The organism is Luteimonas sp. FCS-9, assembly GCF_001014645.1.
In the GTDB taxonomy this organism is placed as follows: Bacteria; Pseudomonadota; Gammaproteobacteria; order Xanthomonadales; family Xanthomonadaceae; genus Luteimonas.
In genome coordinates this window covers 58,308-76,853 of record NZ_LASZ01000019.1, presented here as the reverse complement: position 1 = coordinate 76,853, position 18,546 = coordinate 58,308, and the positions used below count along the sequence as shown (strand labels likewise).

Annotated in this window: 17 protein-coding genes; 13 read left to right on the top strand and 4 right to left on the bottom strand. The window is 72.7% G+C overall.

Features of this window, described 5'->3' with window-relative positions; genetic code table 11:
• Positions 1–156: 156 nt before the first annotated feature.
• From WQ56_RS14615 to WQ56_RS14600, 4 genes are all read left to right on the top strand, one after another.
• A complete protein-coding gene (locus WQ56_RS14615; protein WP_047137861.1) occupies positions 157–2,208 on the top strand; it encodes a M3 family metallopeptidase in 2,052 nt (683 codons plus the stop codon).
• A 188-nt stretch (positions 2,209–2,396) separates the two neighbouring features.
• Positions 2,397–3,137, top strand: a complete 741-nt coding sequence (locus tag WQ56_RS14610) for a hypothetical protein (protein ID WP_047137860.1) — start codon at positions 2,397–2,399, stop codon at positions 3,135–3,137.
• A 76-nt stretch (positions 3,138–3,213) separates the two neighbouring features.
• Positions 3,214–3,588, top strand: coding sequence for an EF-hand domain-containing protein (locus WQ56_RS14605; RefSeq protein ID WP_047137859.1), 375 nt, complete (start codon positions 3,214–3,216; stop codon positions 3,586–3,588).
• A gap of 40 nt (positions 3,589–3,628) precedes the next feature.
• A complete protein-coding gene (locus WQ56_RS14600) occupies positions 3,629–4,129 on the top strand; it encodes a hypothetical protein (RefSeq protein ID WP_047137858.1) in 501 nt (166 codons plus the stop codon).
• 126 nt (positions 4,130–4,255) lie between these two features.
• On the opposite strand, the gene WQ56_RS14595 is transcribed toward WQ56_RS14600, so the two are convergent.
• Together WQ56_RS14595 and WQ56_RS14590 are read right to left on the bottom strand one after the other, a co-directional pair.
• Entirely contained in the window at positions 4,256–4,684 is a 429-nt protein-coding gene (locus WQ56_RS14595; RefSeq protein ID WP_047137857.1) for a PepSY domain-containing protein, read from the bottom strand.
• A gap of 119 nt (positions 4,685–4,803) precedes the next feature.
• On the bottom strand, positions 4,804–6,144 hold the full coding sequence (locus tag WQ56_RS14590; protein ID WP_047137856.1) for a PLP-dependent aminotransferase family protein: 1,341 nt from the start codon (positions 6,142–6,144) through the stop codon (positions 4,804–4,806).
• 120 nt (positions 6,145–6,264) lie between these two features.
• Between WQ56_RS14590 and WQ56_RS14585 the strand changes: the two genes are divergently transcribed.
• The 3 genes from WQ56_RS14585 to WQ56_RS14580 are packed head-to-tail and all read left to right on the top strand — an operon-like array spanning position 6,265 to position 8,160.
• Entirely contained in the window at positions 6,265–7,491 is a 1,227-nt protein-coding gene (locus WQ56_RS14585; protein WP_047137855.1) for an MFS transporter, read from the top strand.
• A complete protein-coding gene (locus WQ56_RS18760; protein WP_156170557.1) occupies positions 7,488–7,631 on the top strand; it encodes a hypothetical protein in 144 nt (47 codons plus the stop codon). Before WQ56_RS14585 ends, WQ56_RS18760 begins: the two co-directional genes overlap by 4 nt.
• A gap of 43 nt (positions 7,632–7,674) precedes the next feature.
• A complete protein-coding gene (locus WQ56_RS14580; protein WP_047137854.1) occupies positions 7,675–8,160 on the top strand; it encodes a PaaI family thioesterase in 486 nt (161 codons plus the stop codon).
• 32 nt (positions 8,161–8,192) lie between these two features.
• Here WQ56_RS14580 and WQ56_RS14575 read toward each other — a convergent pair whose 3' ends face one another.
• Entirely contained in the window at positions 8,193–9,599 is a 1,407-nt protein-coding gene (locus tag WQ56_RS14575; protein WP_047137853.1) for a UdgX family uracil-DNA binding protein, read from the bottom strand.
• 207 nt (positions 9,600–9,806) lie between these two features.
• Complete coding sequence (locus tag WQ56_RS14570) at positions 9,807–11,093, bottom strand: putative DNA modification/repair radical SAM protein (protein WP_047137852.1); 1,287 nt, start codon at positions 11,091–11,093, stop codon at positions 9,807–9,809.
• A 342-nt stretch (positions 11,094–11,435) separates the two neighbouring features.
• Here WQ56_RS14570 and WQ56_RS14565 point away from each other — a divergent pair, with 342 nt between their 5' ends.
• The 6 genes from WQ56_RS14565 (at position 11,436) to WQ56_RS14540 (ending at position 18,438) form a co-directional block, all read left to right on the top strand.
• Positions 11,436–12,164 (top strand): cytochrome c oxidase subunit II, encoded by a 729-nt coding sequence (locus WQ56_RS14565; protein WP_231583427.1) that lies wholly within the window; start codon positions 11,436–11,438, stop codon positions 12,162–12,164.
• Positions 12,161–14,704, top strand: coding sequence for a cytochrome c oxidase subunit I (ctaD, locus tag WQ56_RS14560; RefSeq protein ID WP_231583426.1), 2,544 nt, complete (start codon positions 12,161–12,163; stop codon positions 14,702–14,704). The genes WQ56_RS14565 and ctaD overlap by 4 nt, the downstream gene beginning before the upstream one ends.
• Positions 14,701–15,066 (top strand): hypothetical protein, encoded by a 366-nt coding sequence (locus tag WQ56_RS14555; RefSeq protein ID WP_052773032.1) that lies wholly within the window; start codon positions 14,701–14,703, stop codon positions 15,064–15,066. The genes ctaD and WQ56_RS14555 overlap by 4 nt, the downstream gene beginning before the upstream one ends.
• A gap of 19 nt (positions 15,067–15,085) precedes the next feature.
• Entirely contained in the window at positions 15,086–15,625 is a 540-nt protein-coding gene (locus WQ56_RS14550) for a DUF2231 domain-containing protein (protein WP_047137850.1), read from the top strand.
• Positions 15,626–15,805: 180 nt separating this feature from the next.
• Positions 15,806–17,485 (top strand): diguanylate cyclase, encoded by a 1,680-nt coding sequence (locus tag WQ56_RS14545; RefSeq protein ID WP_047137849.1) that lies wholly within the window; start codon positions 15,806–15,808, stop codon positions 17,483–17,485.
• Positions 17,482–18,438 carry a hypothetical protein gene (locus WQ56_RS14540; protein ID WP_231583425.1) on the top strand — a complete coding sequence of 319 codons (957 nt, stop codon included), beginning with the start codon at positions 17,482–17,484 and terminating at the stop codon, positions 18,436–18,438. Before WQ56_RS14545 ends, WQ56_RS14540 begins: the two co-directional genes overlap by 4 nt.
• The last annotated feature ends 108 nt before the right edge of the window (positions 18,439–18,546 follow it).

The following is an 18,546-nucleotide window of genomic DNA, read 5'->3' as shown; positions in this document are numbered from 1 at the left end:
GACACCGCCGCCACCGAAGCGACGGCACCGGACGCCCGTACTCCTACCGCCGCTTGTCGGACTTGGGCAAGCACCAGGCGAGCGACGCTGCTACGACGTCCCCCAACCCCACCAGCCCCTAGAATCGGGTGTCCCCCACCCCGCTGTGCCTCGACGATGACCAACCCGCTGCTCGACTTCTCCGGCCTGCCCCGTTTCGACGCCATCGCACCCGCGCACGTCCAGCCCGCGATCGATGCGCTCGTCGCCGAGGCCGAAGCCGCGCTGGCGGTCGCCGGCCGCACGCAGCCCGTGGGCTGGGAGCAGGTCGTCGTCCCGCTCGACGATGCGACCGAACGTCTCGCGCGCGCCTGGAACCAGGTCTCGCACCTCAACGCCGTCGTCAACACGCCCGAGCTGCGCGCCGCCTACAACGCGGCCCTGCCGAAGGTCACCGCGTTCTTCAACGCGCTCGCCCAGGACGAGGCGCTGTACGTCCAGCACCGCCGCCTGTCCGACGCCGCCGACGCGCTCGGCCTCGATCCGCTGCGCCGGCGCGTCGTCGCGCACGCGCTGCGCGACTTCCGTCTCGGCGGCGCCGCGCTCGATCCGGCGGACAAGGCGCGGCTGTCCGACGTGCGCCAGGAACTGGCCGCGCTGTCGGCGCGGTTCTCCGAGCACGTCCTCGATGCGACCGACGCGTTCTCGCTGCACGTCGACGATGCCGCCCGGCTCGCCGGTCTGCCCGACGAGGTCGTCGCGACCGCGCGCGCGACCGCCGAGAAGGCCGGCCAACCGGGCTGGACGCTCACGCTGCAGATGCCCTGCTACCTGCCCGTGCAGACCTACGCCGAGGATCGCGACCTGCGCGAGGCGCTGTACCGCGCCTACGGCCAGCGCGCGTCCGAGGCCGGCCCCGCCGAGCGCGACAACGGCCCGCTGATCGCCCGCATCCTCGCGCTGCGCGCCGAACAGGCTGCGCTGCTGGGCTTCGACGACTACGCCGGACTGTCGCTCGCGACCAAGATGGCGGCCTCGCCGGACGACGTACTCGGTTTCCTGCGCGACCTCGCCGCGCGCGCCCGGCCCCACGCCCAGCGCGACCGCGACGAACTCGAGGCCTTCGCGCGCGACACGCTGGGCCTGGACGCGCTGCAGCCCTGGGACGTCGCGTTCGCGGCCGACCGCCTGCGCCAGGCGCGCTACGCCTACTCGGCGCAGACGGTCAAGCAGTACTTCACGCAGGACCGCGTGCTGGCCGGGCTGTTCGACCTCGTCCACGCCCTCTACGGCCTGCGCGTCGAACCCGACACCGCACCGGTCTGGCACGCGGACGTGCGCTTCTACCGCCTGGTCGACGGCGACGGCGCGCTGGTGGGCCAGTTCTACCTCGACCTGTACGCCCGCGAGGGCAAGCGCGGCGGCGCCTGGATGGACGACTGCCGCAACCGCCGCGCCACGGGCGACCGCACGCAGACCCCGCTGGTCTACCTGGTGTGCAACTTCGGCCGCGGCGCCGACGGGCGCCCGGCGACGTTCACCCACGGCGAGGTCACCACGCTGTTCCACGAGATGGGCCACGGCCTGCACCAGCTGCTGACCGCGGTCGGCGAACTGCCGATCGCCGGCATCAACGGCGTCGAGTGGGACGCGGTCGAGCTGCCGAGCCAGTTCATGGAGAACTTCTGCTGGGAATGGCCGCGCCTCGAGGCGATGACCGCGCACGTGGAGACCGGTGCGCCGCTGCCGCGCGACCTGTTCGACCGCATGCTGGCCGCGCGCAATTTCCACAGCGGCCTGCAGACGCTGCGCCAGATCGAGTTCGCGCTGTTCGACATGCAGCTGCACGCCGGCTTCGACCCTGTCCAGGACGACGCGCTGGCGCTGCTCGAGCACGTGCGCGACGAGGTCGCGGTGCTGCGCACGCCGGCCTGGCACCGCTTCCCGCACCAGTTCGCGCACATCTTCGCCGGCGGCTACGCGGCCGGGTACTACAGCTACAAGTGGGCCGAGGTACTCAGCGCCGACGCCTACGCCGCGTTCGAGGACGCCCCCGACCGGCTGGCGCAGACCGGCGCGCGGTTCCGCGACGAGATCCTCGCGCGTGGCGGCAGCCGCGACGCGGCCGAGAACTTCCGTGCGTTCCGCGGCCGCGATCCCGACATCGCCGCACTGCTGCGGCACAGCGGCATGGCCGAACGGGCTCCGATCGCCGAACGCACGCCATAACGACCGAACGGATTCTGCAGGCGCGCGCTCGCGCGCCAGCCATCTTCCTCGTCACGCCCGGGGCACGCACGCAAGGGGCCACGCCGGCACGTGCGCACCGACGCCCCGCCGGCGGCGTGACGGACGTCACCGCGCCCGTCACGCCACCGGTGCCAGCATGGGCGCCTCCCCCTTGGAACTCGTGTCCCATGCGCCTGCTCGTGCTGCTGTGCTCGATCGCCATGCCCATCGTCGGATGGCTGTCGCAGACCGGCGCGTTCGGGCCCGACCAGGCCACGATCTCCGGGCGCTATCCCACGCTGCTGGTCGCGGCCGGCTACGCGTTCTCGGTCTGGGGGCTGATCTTCGCGCTCGACATCGCCTACGCGGTCTGGCAGGCGACCGGCGCGCGCCGCGGCGATCCGCTGCTCGCGCGCATCGCCCCGGTCGCCGCGCTGGGCTTCGCGCTGACCACGATCTGGATGCCGCTGTTCTCGGCCGGTCGCTTCGTCGCGTGCGTGGCGGTGATCGTCGGCGCGCTGGCATGCCTGGCCTGGTGCGCGGTGCGGCTGTCGGACGGCACCGCCGCGCGCGGGCGGCGCCTCGCCTGGCTGGCACTGTCGCTGCACGCCGGCTGGCTGTCGCTGGCCGCCTTCCTCAACATCGCGCAGACGATCATCGCCTACCAGTGGCTGTCGACCTCGCGCATGCTCGGCTGGAGCCTGGCGCTGTGGGCGATCGCGGCGGCGCTGCTGCTTGCGCTCAACGCGCGGATGCGCGGCAACCCCGCCTTTGCGGCGGTCGCGCTGTGGGGCCTGTTCGCGGTGTGGATCAAGCAGACCGGCTGGCCGCTGGCCGGCGCGACGACCTCGGCCTGGGTGGCGCTGGGCGTCGCGACGCTGCTGGTGATCCAGACCGCCGTGCTGCGGCTGCGCCAGCGCCACGCCTGACACTGGCCCCGTCGTTCACGTGCGGCGCGGTATCGGCCGGGCATCGTAGCGTTCCCGCCGCCTGCAGGAGATCGCCATGCCCGTCCGTCGTCTGCTGTCCGTCGCGTTCGTCGCGGCGATCGCCGCGCCCGCGGCCGCGCAGGTGAGCACCAGCGCGCTCGAACCGGTCGCCGAACCGCCCGCGGTGTCCTCGCAGTCGGGCCGTCAGACCGGCGTGGTGACCTACGACCGGGACGACGGGCAGCAGGTCGTGATCCGCTCCTACGAGCCGCGCTCGGCGGCGTCGGCGCAGTACCGGATCGACTTCGCCGCGCTCGATGCGGACAGCGACGGCTTCGTCGACCGCGCCGAGGCCAAGGCCCATCCCACGCTCGCCGCCGAGTTCAACGCGATCGACAGCAACCGCGACGGCCGCCTGAGCCGCGAGGAACTCGCCGGCTGGCTGCGCTAGCCTATGCGGCCGGCCGCGGTGGCCGGCACAGGAGGCGAGCGTGACCGATCCCACCGGGCCCCACGGGGCCGTCCCCGCGTCGCGGACGCCGCTGCTGATCGGCGCGGTGTTCGTGCTGCTGGGCGGCATCTTCATCGGCGCGCTGGGCACGACGGTCCTGCTGCGCACGAGCATCGGCTCGGCCGGCGACCTCAAGGCGCGCGAGACGATCCGTCTCCAGGGCCTGCTGGTCGCGCCGGACGGCCGGCTGGCCCCCGAGGACACCGCCGAGCGCACGACCGCGGCGTTCGCGCACAGCTTCGTGGTCTCGGCTGCCGCCCTCGACGCGGTCGCCTCGCTCGACGACCGCCAGCGCATGCTCGACATCGCGCGCTGGCTGGTGGACACCGACGCGCTGGCCGGACGCGACGACGCGGTCTCGCGCTGGGCCGGGTCCGCCGCGCGTTGCGTGGTCGCGACCCCCGAACAGCCGCGCACCGCGGCCAACTGCGTGCGCGACGCGATGCCCGACGACGTGCCGGTGCCCGAGCGGGACGACTGACGCGGATGCGGGCCGCCACGCCGGCGGCTGGGCAACGTCCCGCGATGGCGACGCGACGCGTGGCACCGGCTGCGGGTGCGCGGACGCCCGGCGTCCGCCGGGCGTCCAGGTCGCGCTCCGGGACGATCAGTCGCGCGACTGGCTGATCACGCGACCATCCTGCGGGTCGAGCTTGAGATCGACGCGCTGGCCTTCCTTCGTGTCGGCTTCGGCCTCCCACAGGCCGTCGTCGAACTTCACGTCCTCGATCTTCGTGAAACCGGCCGCGGTCAGCTTGGCGCGGATGTCGGCCTCGCCGAGCGTCGTCGCGCCGGCGTTGTCGGGATACAGGCGGCCGGTCGCGGGGTCGAGGCGGATGTCGATCTTGCGGCCGTTCGGGTCCTTCGCGTCGGCCTTCCACAACCCGTCCTTGAACTCGAGGTCGGTGACGTCGGTGTAGCCGCCGTCGGCCAGCGCCGCACGGACCTGGGCACTCGTCATCGCGTCCTGCGCGAGGGCGGTGCCGGCGGCCAGCGACAGGGCGAGCGCGAAACCGCGGGTCAGGGTCGTCTTCATCGGGAAGCTCCTGCGATTGGGTGCGCCGAGTCTTCTGGCGATCACGCGAAGTACGGGTGAATGGGGGCCGGGCGGTCTCAGCCGGGATTCATCGGGGCGCGCCGGATCGGGTGCGCAAGTCAGACCGGCAAGCGCTCGAGGGTGTCGCGCAACTGCCGCAGCACGTCGGCGAGCCCGTCGATCGGCACCGAGCCCAGGCCCAGACGCAGCGCATGCGGCGCCTGCCGGCCGGTCGCGTAGGCCTCGGCCTTGGACACCGCGATGCCGCGCGCGGCCAGCGCCTCGGCCGCGCGGTCCATGCGCAGGTCCTCGGGCAGGCGCAGCCACAGGAACGGCGACGCGGGATGCGCTCGCACGTCGAGGCCGGCGAACACGTCGGCGGCGATCGCCTGGCGCCGACGCGCATCCTCGCGCAATGCGATCTCCTGCTGCGCGACCGTGCCCTCGGCGATCCAGCGCGTCGCCATCGCGGTCACCAGGCTCGGCAGGCTCCAGTGGCTGGCCCGGATCACGGCCTTGACCCGCACCGCGCAGGACGCAGGCACGACGACATAGCCAAAGCGCAGGCCGCTGGCCAGGCTCTTGGACAGGCTGGCGATGTGGAAGGTGCGTTCGGGCGCCAACTTCGCCAGCGCGACCGGCGCCGGGTCCGCCAGCCACGCATAGGCCGCGTCCTCGATCAGCACGCAGTCGTGGCGCCGCGCGATCGCCACCAGCCGCTGCCGCTGCTGGGCGTCGAGCACCCAGCCCAGCGGATTGTGCAGCGTCGGCATCGCGTAGATCGCGCGGATCGGGCGGCTGCGGCACAGCCGCTCCAGGGCGTCGAGATCGGGACCATCGGCGCAGGCAGGCACCGGCGCCAGATCGAGCGACTGCAACTCGGCCAGCATGCGAAAGCCCGGGTAGCTCAAGGCGTCGACCGCGACCGCGTCGTGCGGCCGCAGCATCGCCCGTACCACCACATCCAGGCCATGCTGCGCGCCGTTGACCAGCAGGATCCGCTCCGCATCGGCGTCGATCCCGCGCGAGGTGGTCAGCAGGTCGGCCACGATCCGGCGCTCGTGGCGCCGCCCACCGGGCGGTTGCTGGTGCATCAGCGCCGCCAGGTCGCCGGAGGTGGCCAACTCGCGCAGCATGCCGCGCAGCAGCGCCGCCTGGCCGGGCCAGGTCGGATGGTTGAACGACAGATCGACCGCGCTCGCGCTGCGCCGCGCTTCGTCGCCACTGTCCCACTCGCGCTGCGGCGGACGATCGCGCACGAACGTGCCGCGCCCGGTCTCGCCGACGACCAGGCCCATCGACCGCAGCTGTGCATAGGCCTTGCTCGCCGAGGCGACCGCGATCCCATGCCGGGCGGCCAGTTCGCGATGGGTCGGCAGCGCCGTGCCCGGCGCCAGCCGGCCGCTGTGGATCTGCGCGGCGAGGCGCTCGACGATGACCGCAACCGGGGAAGTGGCCATGCACGCGTCCCTAGGACAATTTCTTGATTGCTCCAATCTACGCGATCACGCTCCCGGGCGAAACGCGGTTGCCGCCCCGGCCCCGGGGCTCTGGGCCCGCGTGTGCACAGGAGCCTCGCGATGCCGGACCCGCACATCATCCTCCGCCACCGCTGGGCGATCGTGATCGCCGCGGGCGCCTTGCTGGGCGCCGCGCTCGGCGTCCGCCATGTGCAGGGGCTGTTCCTGTCGCCTGTGGTGCTGTCGCTGGGCTGGAGTCGCGAGACCTTCGGCCTGGCCCTGGCGTTGCAGAACCTCGCCTGGGGATTGGCGCAGCCACTGACCGGCATGATCGCCGACCGCTTCGGCTCGGCGCGGGTGCTGGCGCTGGGCATGCTCGCCTACGGACTGGGCCTGGCGCTGATGGCCCGCGCCGCCGAGCCGGCCGCGTTCGCGCTGAGCAACGGGCTGCTGATCGGCATCGCGCTGTCGGGCACGGCGTTCGGAACGGTCTACGGCGCACTCAGCCGCCTCTTCGATGGGTCGCAGCGGACCTGGGCTCTGGCGATCGCCGGCGCACTCGGCGGCCTGGGCCAGTTCTGCATGGTGCCGGTCGCCCAGGGCCTGATCGACGCCTTCGATTGGCGAGGCGCGGCGACCGTGTTGTGCGTGTTGATGGTCGCCCTGGCCCCGCTGGGCTACCTGCTGCGCGATGCACCGGCGCGGGCGGTGTCGGCGACCGCGGTCCAGGCGCCTGCGCCGATGCGCGCGACGATCCGCCAGGCGCTGGGCCATCGCGGGTTCTGGCTGCTCAACCTCGGCTTCATGGCCTGCGGCTTCCAGTTGGCCTTCATCGCCACCCACATGCCCGCTTACCTGGTCGAGCAGGGCCTGGGCGTGCGCCAGGCCGGCGCGACGTTGGCGATCATCGCGCTGGCGAATGTCTTCGGCAGCTATGCCTGCACTCGGGCGGCCGGGCGCTGGCCGGCGCGGCAGGTGCTCTGCGCGCTGTATGCATTGCGCGCGCTGGCGACGCTGGTCTTCGTGGTCATGCCGGTGACGCCCTGGAGCGCCTATGCGTTCTCGGCCGTGATCGGTTTCCTGTGGCTGGGCACGGTACCGCTGACCAGCTTGGTCGTGTCGAGGATCTTCGGCGTGCGCTATCTCGCCACGCTGTTCGGGCTGGTGTTTCTCGGCCACCAGATCGGCAGCTTCCTGGGCGTCTGGATGGGTGCCGCGGTCTACGACGCCTACCGCAGCTACGACCTGCTGTGGCTGGGATCGATCGCGATCGGGCTGGCGGCGGCCTGGCTGCACTGGCCCATCGACGATCGCCCGCTCGCCGCCGACGCGGCGCCTGCCCGATGAACCGTCGTCGCCTGCGCGACCTCGGCCTGGCCGCCGTGGTCGCCACCGCCCTGGCCGTCGCGCTCGCCCGCGCATTCGAGGCCTGGCTCTCGGCGCCGATCCTGCTCGCGCTGCTCGACGGCCCGTTCCTGTGCCGGTGACGCCGCCGGCACGCCCTCCACACCTCACGCCCAAGGAGCGCCGATGTTCAACGCCCCACTGCGCCTGCCGATCCTCGACCACCTGCAACGCATGCTCGACGGCCGACCTGTCGACCCCGCCACCATCCACTTGCGCTACCCCACCGCGATCTCGCAGCTGCTGGGTTTTCGGCTCGTCGCGGTGAGCGAGGCGATGGCCGCCATCGAACTGGAAGCAGACCCCGACCACCACGGCAACCAACAAGGCACCGTGCACGGCGGCCTGTTGTGCGAACTGGCCGACGCGACCATCGGCACCGCGCATTCGACGCTGATGCAGCCAGGCGAAAGCTTCACCAGCATCGACCTCGATGCGACGTTCCTGCGTCCGGTGTGGCGTGCGCGGTTGCGCGCCCATGCCTGGGCCGAACATCGCGGCCGCACGATCAGCCACTACCGCTGCGACATCCAGCGCGACGACGGCAAGGTCGTCGCACGCATCGCCAGCAAGGTGATGACGCTGCGCGGTGAGCACGCCCAGGGCCGCTGAGGCGAGCGGTCCGCACGGCCTTGCCGCGGTCGTCAGGCGGCCGTCAGCAGACGCAGGTCGTCGACGAAGCCGGCGTAGGCCTGCGCCTGCGCGGCGGGATCGCCCTGGCGCAGCACCCAGGACGGGTGCACGGTGGCGAATGCGCGGACGCCGTCGTCGCGCGTGCGCCACAGGCCGCGCTCCTCGGTCAGCCGCACGCCGGGCCCGAACACCGCGCGCGCGGCGGTCGCGCCCAGGCAGACGATGCGCTCGGGCCGCAGCTGCGCGATCTCGGCGCGCAGCCAGCCGTTGCAGGCCTCGACGTGGGCGACGTCGGGCCGGCGGTGCAGGCGCCGCTTGCCGCGCGGCTCGAAACGGAAATGCTTGACCGCGTTGGTCAGGTACAGCGCGCGCCGGTCGATGCCGAGTTCGTCGAGCGCGCGCGAGAACAGCCGGCCCGCCGGCCCGACGAACGGCCGGCCCGACAGGTCCTCCTCGTCGCCGGGCTGCTCGCCGACGATCATCGTGCGGGCGTCGCCCGGTCCTTCGCCGAACACCGTCTGCGTCGCCGGCTGCCACAGCGGGCAGCGCCGGCAGTCGCGCGCGGCCTCGCGCAGCGCGTCCAGGCCGTCGGGCGCGGGGACCGCCGGGCCGGGCGCGGCGGGGATGCGCCGGCGCGGCGCCTCGGGCGCGCGCTCGGCCATCTCGCGCACGCGCAGGCCCGCATCGCGCACCAGCGTCGGCAACAGCGCGGTCTCGGGCAGGTGCTTCCAGTACTTCTGCGGCATCTCGGTGCGCATCATCGTGGTGTTGAGCCGCGCCGGATTGAAGATGTGCGCGTAGTAGGTGCGCCACAGGTCCTCGCGCGCGTCCTCGGCCGGGGCGTCGGCGCGCGTGCCGCCCGGCGCGAACGCCAGCGCCGCGCCGTCCCACAGCGCGCTGCGGTACGGGGTCACGATCGCCCAGCGCATGCCGGCGAAGCGACGCGCGAAGAACGGCGCGACCCGGTCGACGATCCAGTGGTCGGGCTCGAACCAGGCGACGTACTCCTCCCCGGCGCCGGGCACGGCGCGGAAGCGCACGAAGGCCTTCATCTTGTGCGTATCGCGGCGCACCGCCTGGGCCATCGTGCGCGCCCGGTGCACGTCCGGATCGGCGGCGCGCAGCAGCAGCGCGCGCTCGCCCTGTGCGATGCGCCAGAGCATGCGGTAGAGCAGGCCGTGGCGGTCGTCGGCGCGGTGGCACAGCACGGCGTCGGCCAGGGACAGGAACCCGGCCGGCACCCGCGGCGCGGCCCGGGTCGCGGACAGAGCGCGCACGTCCGCGCCGCCGAGCAGCGAACCCTGCGCACCACCGCTCCAGTCGATGCGTTCGGGCGGAACGTTTGCGCACAACGCGGCGCGCGCGGCCGCGCGCCACGCACCGGGGTCCCAGGGGGGCTCGATGCGGGCGGCGATCAACGGGCCGTGAGCAGGGCGATTCACGATGGGTGCGTCGTTCCTTCCGGCCCGACCGCAGTCGCGCTGGCGGACGCCCGCAAGGGCATGAACTCTCTCCCGTCGGAGCGCGCTTGCGCGCGAATCCGCCTTACCGGGAACGCCGCATCGCGCGCAAGCGCGCTCCTACAGCAGGAAGCGATCCGTGTGCTGGCCCTCATACCGCCGCCATCAGAACAGGCTGGCCTGGCGCGGCTGCGGGGCGAGTTCGCCGCGCAGCCGCGCCGGGTCGTCGAGCCGCTGGCGCGGGTGGTGGCCGGGCACGACGACGAACGGCATGACCTTCTTCAGCGGCACGCGCAGCCGCGCCAGGTCGTCCAGGCGCAGCGCGCCGTGCGGGCGCGCGGCGATGATGCGCTCGACGTTGCGCGCGCCCAGCCCCGGCACGCGCAGCAACAGTTCGCGCGGCGCGCGGTTGACGTCGACCGGGAAGCGCGCGGGGTTGCGCAACGCCCAGGCGAGCTTGGGGTCGACGTCGAGGTCGAGCATGCCGGCCTCGGTACCGTCCTCGGCCGGCGCGCCCTCGGCGCCGGGCCCGGGTGCGATCTCCTCGACGTCGAACCCGTAGAAGCGCAGCAGCCAGTCGGCCTGGTAGAGCCGGTGCTCGCGCAGCAGCGGCGGCGCCTGCAGCGGCAGCGTCTTGGAGGCATCGGGGATCGGGCTGAAGGCCGAGTAGTAGACGCGGCGCATGCGGTAGGTGCCGTACATGCGGCTGCTCGACTCGAGAATGCGGCGGTCGCTGGCGCCGTCGGCGCCGACGATCATCTGCGTGCTCTGGCCGGCCGGCGCGAACCGCGGCGCCTTGGCCCGTCGCACGCCGACCGCCTGGCGCTTGGCACGACGCGCGTCCTTGTCCTCGTCGATGCGCCACTTGAGCTCGCCCATCGCGCCATGGATACCGGCATGGGACTTCTCCGGCGCCAGCGCCGACATGCCGGCCTCGGTCGGCAGCTCGATGTTGATGCTCAGCCGGTCGGCGTAGCGGCCGGCCGCGGCGAGCAGCTCGGGCGCGGCGTCGGGAATGGTCTTGAGGTGGATGTAGCCGCCGAAGCGGTGGTCCTGCCGCAGGCTGCGCGCGACCTCGACCAGTTGCTCCATCGTGTAGTCGCCGTTGCGGATGATGCCGCTCGACAGGAACAGCCCCTCGATGTAGTTGCGCTTGTAGAAGTCCAGCGTCAGGTCCACGACCTCCTGGGTCGTGAAGCGCGCGCGGCGCACGTTGCTCGACACGCGGTTGACGCAGTACGCGCAGTCGAACACGCAGAAGTTGGTCAGCAGGATCTTGAGCAGCGACACGCAGCGGCCGTCGGGGGTGTACGAATGGCAGATGCCCATGCCCTCGGTGCTGCCGATGCCACCGGTCTTCGACGAGTCGCGCCGGTTCGCGCCGCTCGACGCGCAGGAGGCGTCGTACTTGGCGGCGTCGGCGAGGATCGCGAGCTTGTCGGTCAGGTTCACGCGCCTACCTTGCCCGGGAAGCGTCTCAACCCGTGAGATTGCCGGCCACCCGCCCGTAGGAGCGCGCTTGCGCGCGAAGGGCCTGCCCGGGAAAGCCGGTTCGCGCGCGAGCGCGCTCCTACGGTGCGTGGCGACGTGTCGAGTGTCGCGACGTATCGTGCGTGGCGACGTCTCGGGCGTTGCGACGTATTCACATTGCGTGGCCGCAGGCACCGATAGCGTTCGATCCGGGTCGTCGACCGGCGGCCCGCGACACGTGTTTTTCGCAGGGCGGCCAACATCGACACCCGGTTCCGACTCCCCTGGCGCGTCAGCGCCCTGTCTGCCGCGCCCGCGTGGGCGTTGCTGGCCGGCTGCGCCGGCCCGCAGTCCGCGCTCGACCCCGTCGGCCCCGCCGCGGCGCAGATCGCGCACGGCTGGTGGCTGATGGCCGTCGGCTTCACGCTGGTCTGGGCGGCGGTGCTTGCGTTGCTGTGGCGCGCGCTGCGCCGCCGCGACGCCGGGCAGGCGCTGCGCCGCCCAGAGCGGCTGGTCGTGTGGGGCGGCCTGGTGCTGCCGACGGCGGTGCTGACCGCGCTGCTGGTCTACGGCAGCCTGACCAGCGCGCGGGTGACCGGGGTCGGCGTCGAGCCGGACATGGTCGTCGAGGTCACCGCGCGACAGTGGCAGTGGCACTTCCGCTACCGCGACGCCGACGATGCGGTGCTGGGCGAGAGCGTCGATGCGCTGGCGATGCCGCTGGGCCGGATGGTCGAGTTCCGGATCACCAGCGATGACGTGATCCACGGCTTCTGGATCCCCAGGCTCGGTGGCAAGATCGACGCGATCCCCGGCCGCGTCAACGTGCTGCGGCTGCGCGCCGACGCCGCGGTGCCGATGCGCGGCCAGTGCGCGGAGTTCTGCGGCCTGGAACACGCGCGCATGCTGTTCCCGGTGCGGGTGATGGACGCCGGCGCCCTGCCCGGCTGGCTCGCCGAACAGCCGGCGCCGCGGGCGGCCGAGCCGCCGTCGGCACAGGCCCCCGCCGGCCGCGCACCGCCGCGCCACCGCGCCTCGGAGAACGTGCTGTGAGCGGCGGCCTGGGGCCCGATCCGGTGCTGCCGTCGCCGGGCGACCGCCTGCGCCACGCCGAGCGGCTGGCGCTGCTCGAGCGCGTGTGGTCGAACGGACGCGGCCTGGTCGGGCAGCTGACCGCGGTCAACCACTCGACGATCGCCATGCGCTTCATCGTCACCGGCTTCGCGTTCCTGCTGATCGGCGGGATGCTGTCGATGTTCATCCGGCTGCAGCTCGCCTGGCCGGGGCTGCAGGTGCTCGACCCCGAGCGCTACGCGCAGTTCGTGACCATGCACGGCACGACGATGATGTTCCTGTTCGCGGTGCCGATCATGGAAGGCTTCGCGATGTATTTGATCCCGAAGATGCTCGGGTCGCGCGACCTGCCGTTCCCGCGGCTGTCGGCGTTCGGCTGGTGGTGCTATCTGTTCGGCGGGCTGTTCCTGTATTCGAGCTTCCTGTTCGGCTCGGTCCCCGACGGCGGCTGGTTCATGTACACGCCGCTGACCGACGCGACCTATTCGCCGGGCAAGGGCGCGGACTTCTGGCTGATCGGCGTGACGTTCGCCGAGATCGCGGCGGTGACTGCGGCGGTGGAGCTGATCGTGGCGATCCTGATCACGCGCGCGCCGGGCATGGACCTCACGCGCATGCCGGTGTTCGCCTGGGCGGTGCTGGTGACCGCCTTCATGATCGCGTTCGGCTTCCCGCCGCTGATCCTGGCCAGCCTGCTGCTGGAAATCCAGCGCGCGTTCGATTTCGCGTTCTTCGAGGTCGCGCGCGGCGGCGACCCGCTGCTGTGGCAGCACCTGTTCTGGCTGTTCGGCCATCCGGAGGTCTACATCATCTTCCTGCCGGCCGCCGGCGTGGTGTCGATGGTGGTGCCCACGTTCGCCCGCCGCCCGATCGTGGGCTACACCTGGATCGTGCTGGCGCTGGTGGCGACGGGCTTTCTGAGCTTCGGGCTGTGGGTGCACCACATGTTCGCGGTCGGCATCCCACTGCTGGCGCTGGCATTCTTCAGCGCGGCGAGCATGATGGTCGCCATCCCGACCGGCATCCAGGTGTTTGCGTGGATCGCGACGCTGTGGTCGGGCAAGCCGTGGCTGCGCGTGCCGATGCTGCACATCGTCGGCTTCTTCGTCGTGTTCGTCTGCGGCGGCCTGACCGGGGTGATGCTGGCGTTCGTGCCGTTCGACTGGCAGGCGCACGACACCCACTTCGTCGTCGCGCACCTGCACTACGTGCTGATCGGCGGACTGATGTTCCCGATGTTCGCCGGGCTCTACTACTGGCTGCCGCTGGCAAGCGGGCGCATGCCGTCCGAGTCGCTGAGCCGCAGCGGCTTCTGGCTGGTGTTCATCGGCATGAACCTGACGTTCCTGCCGATGCACCTGACCGGGCTGGTCGGCCTGCCGCGGCGCGTGGACAGCTACGCGATGGAACTGGGCGTGCACTGGCTCAACCTGGTCTCGACCGCGGCCGGCTTCGTGCTCGCGGTCGGCGTGATTGCGATCCTGATCGACGTCGCGCTGTGCTTCGTACTGGGCCGCCGCGCGCAGGCCAATCCCTGGCAGGCCGGCACGCTGGAATGGGCACTGCCGCGGCCGGTACCGAACTACAACGTCGCCTCGGTACCGCAGGTCGATGGCCGCTACCCGCTGTGGCAGCGTCCGGAGATCGCCGACGAGGTCGCCCGCACCGACGGCCTGCTGGGCGAGGCGCACGACGGGCGCCGCGAGATCCTGGGCACCGGCATCCAGTCCGCGCGTCCCGAGCAGGTGATCCGGGTCTCGACCTCGACCTGGCTGCCGCTGCTGGCGGCGCTGTCGATCGGCGTGCTGCTGACCGGCTTCATCACCTCGCAGTACTGGCTGTCGGTGCTGATGCTGCTGCCGCTGGTCGGCCTGTTCCTGGCCTGGGCCTGGACCACCGGCGACCGTCACGCCCCCGCGTCGATCGAGGTCGCGCCCGGCCTGACGCTGCCGACCCAGGCCGCGGCGCGCAACGCGCCGGGCTGGTGGGCGCTGGTGGCGACGCTGCTGATCGACGGTTCGCTGTTCGCCTCGCTGGTGTTCGCGTACTTCTACCTGTGGCTCAACGCGCCGGCGTGGCCGGCCGGCGGCGCGCAGGTGGCGGCCTGGGCGCCCACGTTGGCGGCGCTCGCGGCGCTGGCGGTGCCGCTGCTGTCGGCGTGGGCCGCGCCGCGTGCGCTGCGCGCCGGGCGGCGCACCGCCGCGATCGCGTGGCACGCGGCCGCGCTCGTCGCAGGCGCGGCGTTTCTCGCGCTGCACCTGCCCGCGATCTGGCAATCGGCCGGCGCGCCGCAGGTCCACGCCTACGCGTCGGTGGTGTGGACGCTGGCCGGCTTCCACGCCGTGCACGTGGCGGTGGCGATGCTGATCGGTGGCTTCGTCGCGCTGCGCATCCACCGCGGTCACGTCGATGCGGTGCGCAGCCTGGAATCGCGCGTCGCCGCCGGCTTCTGGCGCTACGCGGTCGGCCAGGGCGTCGTCGCCTGGGCCGTGCTGCACCTGTTCCCGAGGTGGCTGTGAACCGCCCCGACGGCCGCCTGGGCCTGACCCGCATGGCGGCACCGCTGGCGGTGTGGGCGCTGCATTTCGTCGCCGTCTACAGCCTGCAGGGGCTGGCCTGCGCGCGCGGGCTGGGACGTGCGCCGGTCGCCGGACTCGAGGCGGTGACCTGGGCGCTGTGGGCGCTGACGCTGCTCGCGCTGCTGGGCATCGCATGGTCCGGCCGCGCGGCGTGGCGCGCGCGGCATGCGGCCGCAGCGGCGCGGCCGGCCGGCGACCGTCGGCATTTCCTGCCCCTGCTGACCGCGCTCGTCGCGCTGGTCGCCGCGATCGGGGTCGTGTTCACCGCGCTGCCGGTCGCGCTGCTGCCCACCTGCGCCTGACGCGCCCACCGAGGACCCGATGCGCAAGGATCTCAGACAACCCGTCCCCCGGACCCAGAGCCACACCGTCGAGAGCGTGGTGGCGATCGCCAAGCACCCGATCCACCCGATGCTGGTGACGTTCCCGATCGCGTTCCTGTCGATGGTCGTCGTCGCCGACGGCCTGTACCTGTGGCTGCGCGCGCCGTTCTGGGCGGAGCTGGCGTTCTGGCTCAACGTCGGCGGCCTGGGCTTCGGGGTGCTGGCCGGCATCGTCGGCACGATGGACATGATGTCGATCCGCGTGGTGCGGCGGCACGTCTCGGCCTGGAACCATTTCATCGTCGCGGTGATGGTGCTGGCGATGGCCGCGCTCGGGGTGTGGTTGCGCCTGCCCGACCACGCGGCCGCGGTGTGGCCGTGGGGCCTGCTGTCGTCGTCGGTGATGGCGCTGCTGGTGGCCGTCGCCGGCTGGCTCGGCGGCACGCTGAGCTTCCGTCACGGCGTCGGCGTCTACGGCGACGAGGAGACGGAGACGCCGAAAGGCCGCGACGTCGAGGACACGCCGCCGGCGGAGTGACGACGGCGCGCGGCGCGCATGCCCCCGCACGACCGAACGATCCGGCCCGGCCCGGCGCACGTCCCGCGACGGCCAGCGCACGATGAATGGGGCAACATGCGCGCGGAGGCCTTCTGGAGCGTCCGCGGCGCCGGAGGCTGCGATATTCTCGCCGCTCTCGGGAGATCGCGGTACGGACGCATGGGGACGCTGGTTCGTTGGGGGGCGGCCGTCCTGCTGTGGGCGTGCGTCGCCGCCGCGCATGCGCAGACCTGGACGCTGCAGCGCCTCGACGACGCCACGGCGGGCGCCGAGGCGCCGCCGGCGGACGCGGCCGGCCCACTGCGGCCCAGCCGTCCGGACATGCTGTTCGAGCGCGCACGCGGCGGCGCCTGGTGGAAGCTGACCAGCCGCGCGAACGTGCCGGCCGACGACGCCCCCAAGCTGCTGCTGTACACGCCGTTCCTCAACCAGGTCGAGGCCTGGCTGCCGGGCGCGGACGCGCCGTCGCGGCACGGGGTCTACGGCGCGCACGCCGACGACCGCTACTCGCCACGCGCGCTGGTGATCGACCTGCCCGACGGCCTGCGCGCGGGCCAGACGGTCTGGCTGCGGGTGAACGCCAACGGCTCGATCCCCATGCAGGTCGACATCGCGCCGCTGGCGCAGGTGCAGCGCGACGACCTGCGCTACGCCTACCGCCGCGCCTTCAGCCTCGGCGCGACGACGGTCCTGCTGTTGCTCGCCGCGGCCTTCTGGCTGCGCCTGCGCGAGCGTGCGCACCTGTACTTCGCCGCCAACCTGAGCTGCGTGCTGATCTATCTGCTGGTGCTCGGCGGCGAGGCCCGCGACATCCCGCTGCTGGAGGCCGTGTTCGGCCACTCGCTGCAACCCCAGCGGGTGCTCGCCGCGCTCGGCGGCCTGTTCGCGATCCTGTTCCAGGCGCGCTACCTCGACGTACAGCGCCACCTGCCCAGGACCGCGATCCTGCTGCGCGTGTGCGCGGCGACGATGCTCGCGATCGCCTGCGGTCACGCGCTGTTCGACAGCCGGTTCCTGTCGATGGCGGGCAACCTGGGGCTGATGGTGTCGTCGGTGATCCTGCTGCTGGTCGCCTGGGTCCAGGCCTGGCGCGGCCAGCGCGAGGCGCGGATCCTGTCGATCGCCTGGTTGCCGCTGCTGGGCTTCTGCATCCTGCGCACGCTCGAGCTGATGGGCGCCTGGAGTGCACCGGCGTGGGTCGGCAGCGGCATGGACCTGGGCCTGGCGACCTCGGGGCTGCTGCTGACGCTGGGCCTGGCCGACGCGATGCTCGAACTGCGCCGCGACCGCGATCGCGCCAGCCGGCTGGCGATGGTCGACGGGCTGACCGGCCTGTCGAGCCGCAGCGCGATCGAGCAGCGCCTGACGCACGAGATCGCACTGGCGGGCAAGCGCGGGACCGCGCTGTCGGTCGCGTTCATCGACCTGGACCGGTTCAAGGCGATCAACGACCGGCACGGCCACGCGCTGGGCGACGAATGCCTGCGCATCGTCGCCGCCCGCGCCCGCAACCGGCTGCGCGAGCGCGACGCGCTCGGCCGCTACGGCGGCGACGAGCTGCTGGCGGTCCTGCCCGGCGCCGACCTCGCGCAGGCGGGCGCGACGGCGCAGGAGATCCGCATTGCCGTCCACGACCATCCGCTCTCGACCGGCGAGCTGACCTTGCCGCTGTCGCTGAGCATCGGGGTGGCCGAGTTCGTCGCCGGCGAATCGATGGCGGCGCTGCTCGCGCGCGCCGATGCCGCGCTCTACGTCAGCAAGGCCAACGGCCGCGACTGCGTCAGCATCGCGCCGCCCCCCGTCTCACTTCCCACCGCCCACATGGAAGCCAGCGCATGACCCAGACCACCCCCACCCCGGCCACGCCGCCCGCTGCCGCGCAGGAGGACCTGCTGCCCGGCGACATCCTGCTGATGCTCAGCAGCGGCCAGCTCTCGACGCTGATCGCCTGGTGCGGCGACAGCATCTACAGCCACGCGGCGATCGTCGCCGACCAGGGCGATCTGATCGAGGCCGCCGCCTCGGGCGTGCGTCGCTACCCGCTGGCGCAGCGGCTGGTCGACACCACCGAGATCGTGTTGATCGACGCCTACCGCCCGCTTGCGCACGACGGCAACGCGCTCGACGACGCCGACCGGGCCAGCGTGCTGGCCAAGGCCGAGTCAATGCTCGGCATTCCCTACCCGATCGACGCGCTGGCCTTCCTCGGCGTGGTCGTCGCGGTGCGCGGCAAGTGGCCGCAGAACTGGCTGGCGCGGATCGTCGTGCGCGAGGCGCTCGACCACCTGATCCACGACGACCCGAGCCACATGATCTGCAGCGAAGTCGTCTACCGCGCGCTCGCGCAGTGCGACGTACAGCCGACCGGGCGGCTCGCGCCGCGCATCGTCATGACCGGGCCGACCCACCTGCCGTTCCCGAAGATCGACGCCAAGGCGCTGCTCGAGGAGGTCTGGGGCCTGCTGCATCCGCAGCGCCGGGAAGCGCTGGCGGGCATCCGCGCGCACCTGGAGACCGATCCGCAGGCCGCAACGCCGCCGTTGCAGGGCGCGCCGGCCGACGCCGCGCTGCGCGAACGCGCCAACACCGTGCGCGACCGCCTCGGCCTGTCGATCCTGCCGATCACCGCGAGCGTCGACGACGCGGGCGCGCTGCTGGAGGAGGCGTCGCCGGAGACGCCGGTACGCGCGATTCCCAATCCCAACCCGAAGCTGGTGATGCCGCTGGACCTGGCGAGTTCGCCGTCGCACACGCAGATCGGGCGCCTGCTGCAGGCCGACACCATCAAGTGACGGACGCCGGCGCGCCCCGCACCGGGGCGCACTGCCGGACGACGCGGCGAGTCCGCCGTCGCCCACGTGGATCTCGCGGCCGCCGTAGCCGGACGCTCGCGCGCGGCC

What these genes read in the sequence shown, in the direction of transcription:
- WQ56_RS14615 (WP_047137861.1), top strand. Translation starts at nt 157, where the DNA reads ATGACCAACCCGCTGCTCGACTTCTCCGGCCTGCCCCGTTTCGACGCC.
- WQ56_RS14610 (WP_047137860.1), top strand. Translation starts at nt 2,397, where the DNA reads ATGCGCCTGCTCGTGCTGCTGTGCTCGATCGCCATGCCCATCGTCGGA.
- WQ56_RS14605 (WP_047137859.1), top strand. Translation starts at nt 3,214, where the DNA reads ATGCCCGTCCGTCGTCTGCTGTCCGTCGCGTTCGTCGCGGCGATCGCC.
- WQ56_RS14585 (WP_047137855.1), top strand. Translation starts at nt 6,265, where the DNA reads ATGCCGGACCCGCACATCATCCTCCGCCACCGCTGGGCGATCGTGATC.
- WQ56_RS14590 (WP_047137856.1), bottom strand. Translation starts at nt 6,144, where the DNA reads ATGGCCACTTCCCCGGTTGCGGTCATCGTCGAGCGCCTCGCCGCGCAG.
- WQ56_RS14595 (WP_047137857.1), bottom strand. Translation starts at nt 4,684, where the DNA reads ATGAAGACGACCCTGACCCGCGGTTTCGCGCTCGCCCTGTCGCTGGCC.
- WQ56_RS14545 (WP_047137849.1), top strand. Translation starts at nt 15,806, where the DNA reads ATGGGGACGCTGGTTCGTTGGGGGGCGGCCGTCCTGCTGTGGGCGTGC.
- WQ56_RS18760 (WP_156170557.1), top strand. Translation starts at nt 7,488, where the DNA reads ATGAACCGTCGTCGCCTGCGCGACCTCGGCCTGGCCGCCGTGGTCGCC.
- WQ56_RS14540 (WP_231583425.1), top strand. Translation starts at nt 17,482, where the DNA reads ATGACCCAGACCACCCCCACCCCGGCCACGCCGCCCGCTGCCGCGCAG.
- WQ56_RS14550 (WP_047137850.1), top strand. Translation starts at nt 15,086, where the DNA reads ATGCGCAAGGATCTCAGACAACCCGTCCCCCGGACCCAGAGCCACACC.
- WQ56_RS14580 (WP_047137854.1), top strand. Translation starts at nt 7,675, where the DNA reads ATGTTCAACGCCCCACTGCGCCTGCCGATCCTCGACCACCTGCAACGC.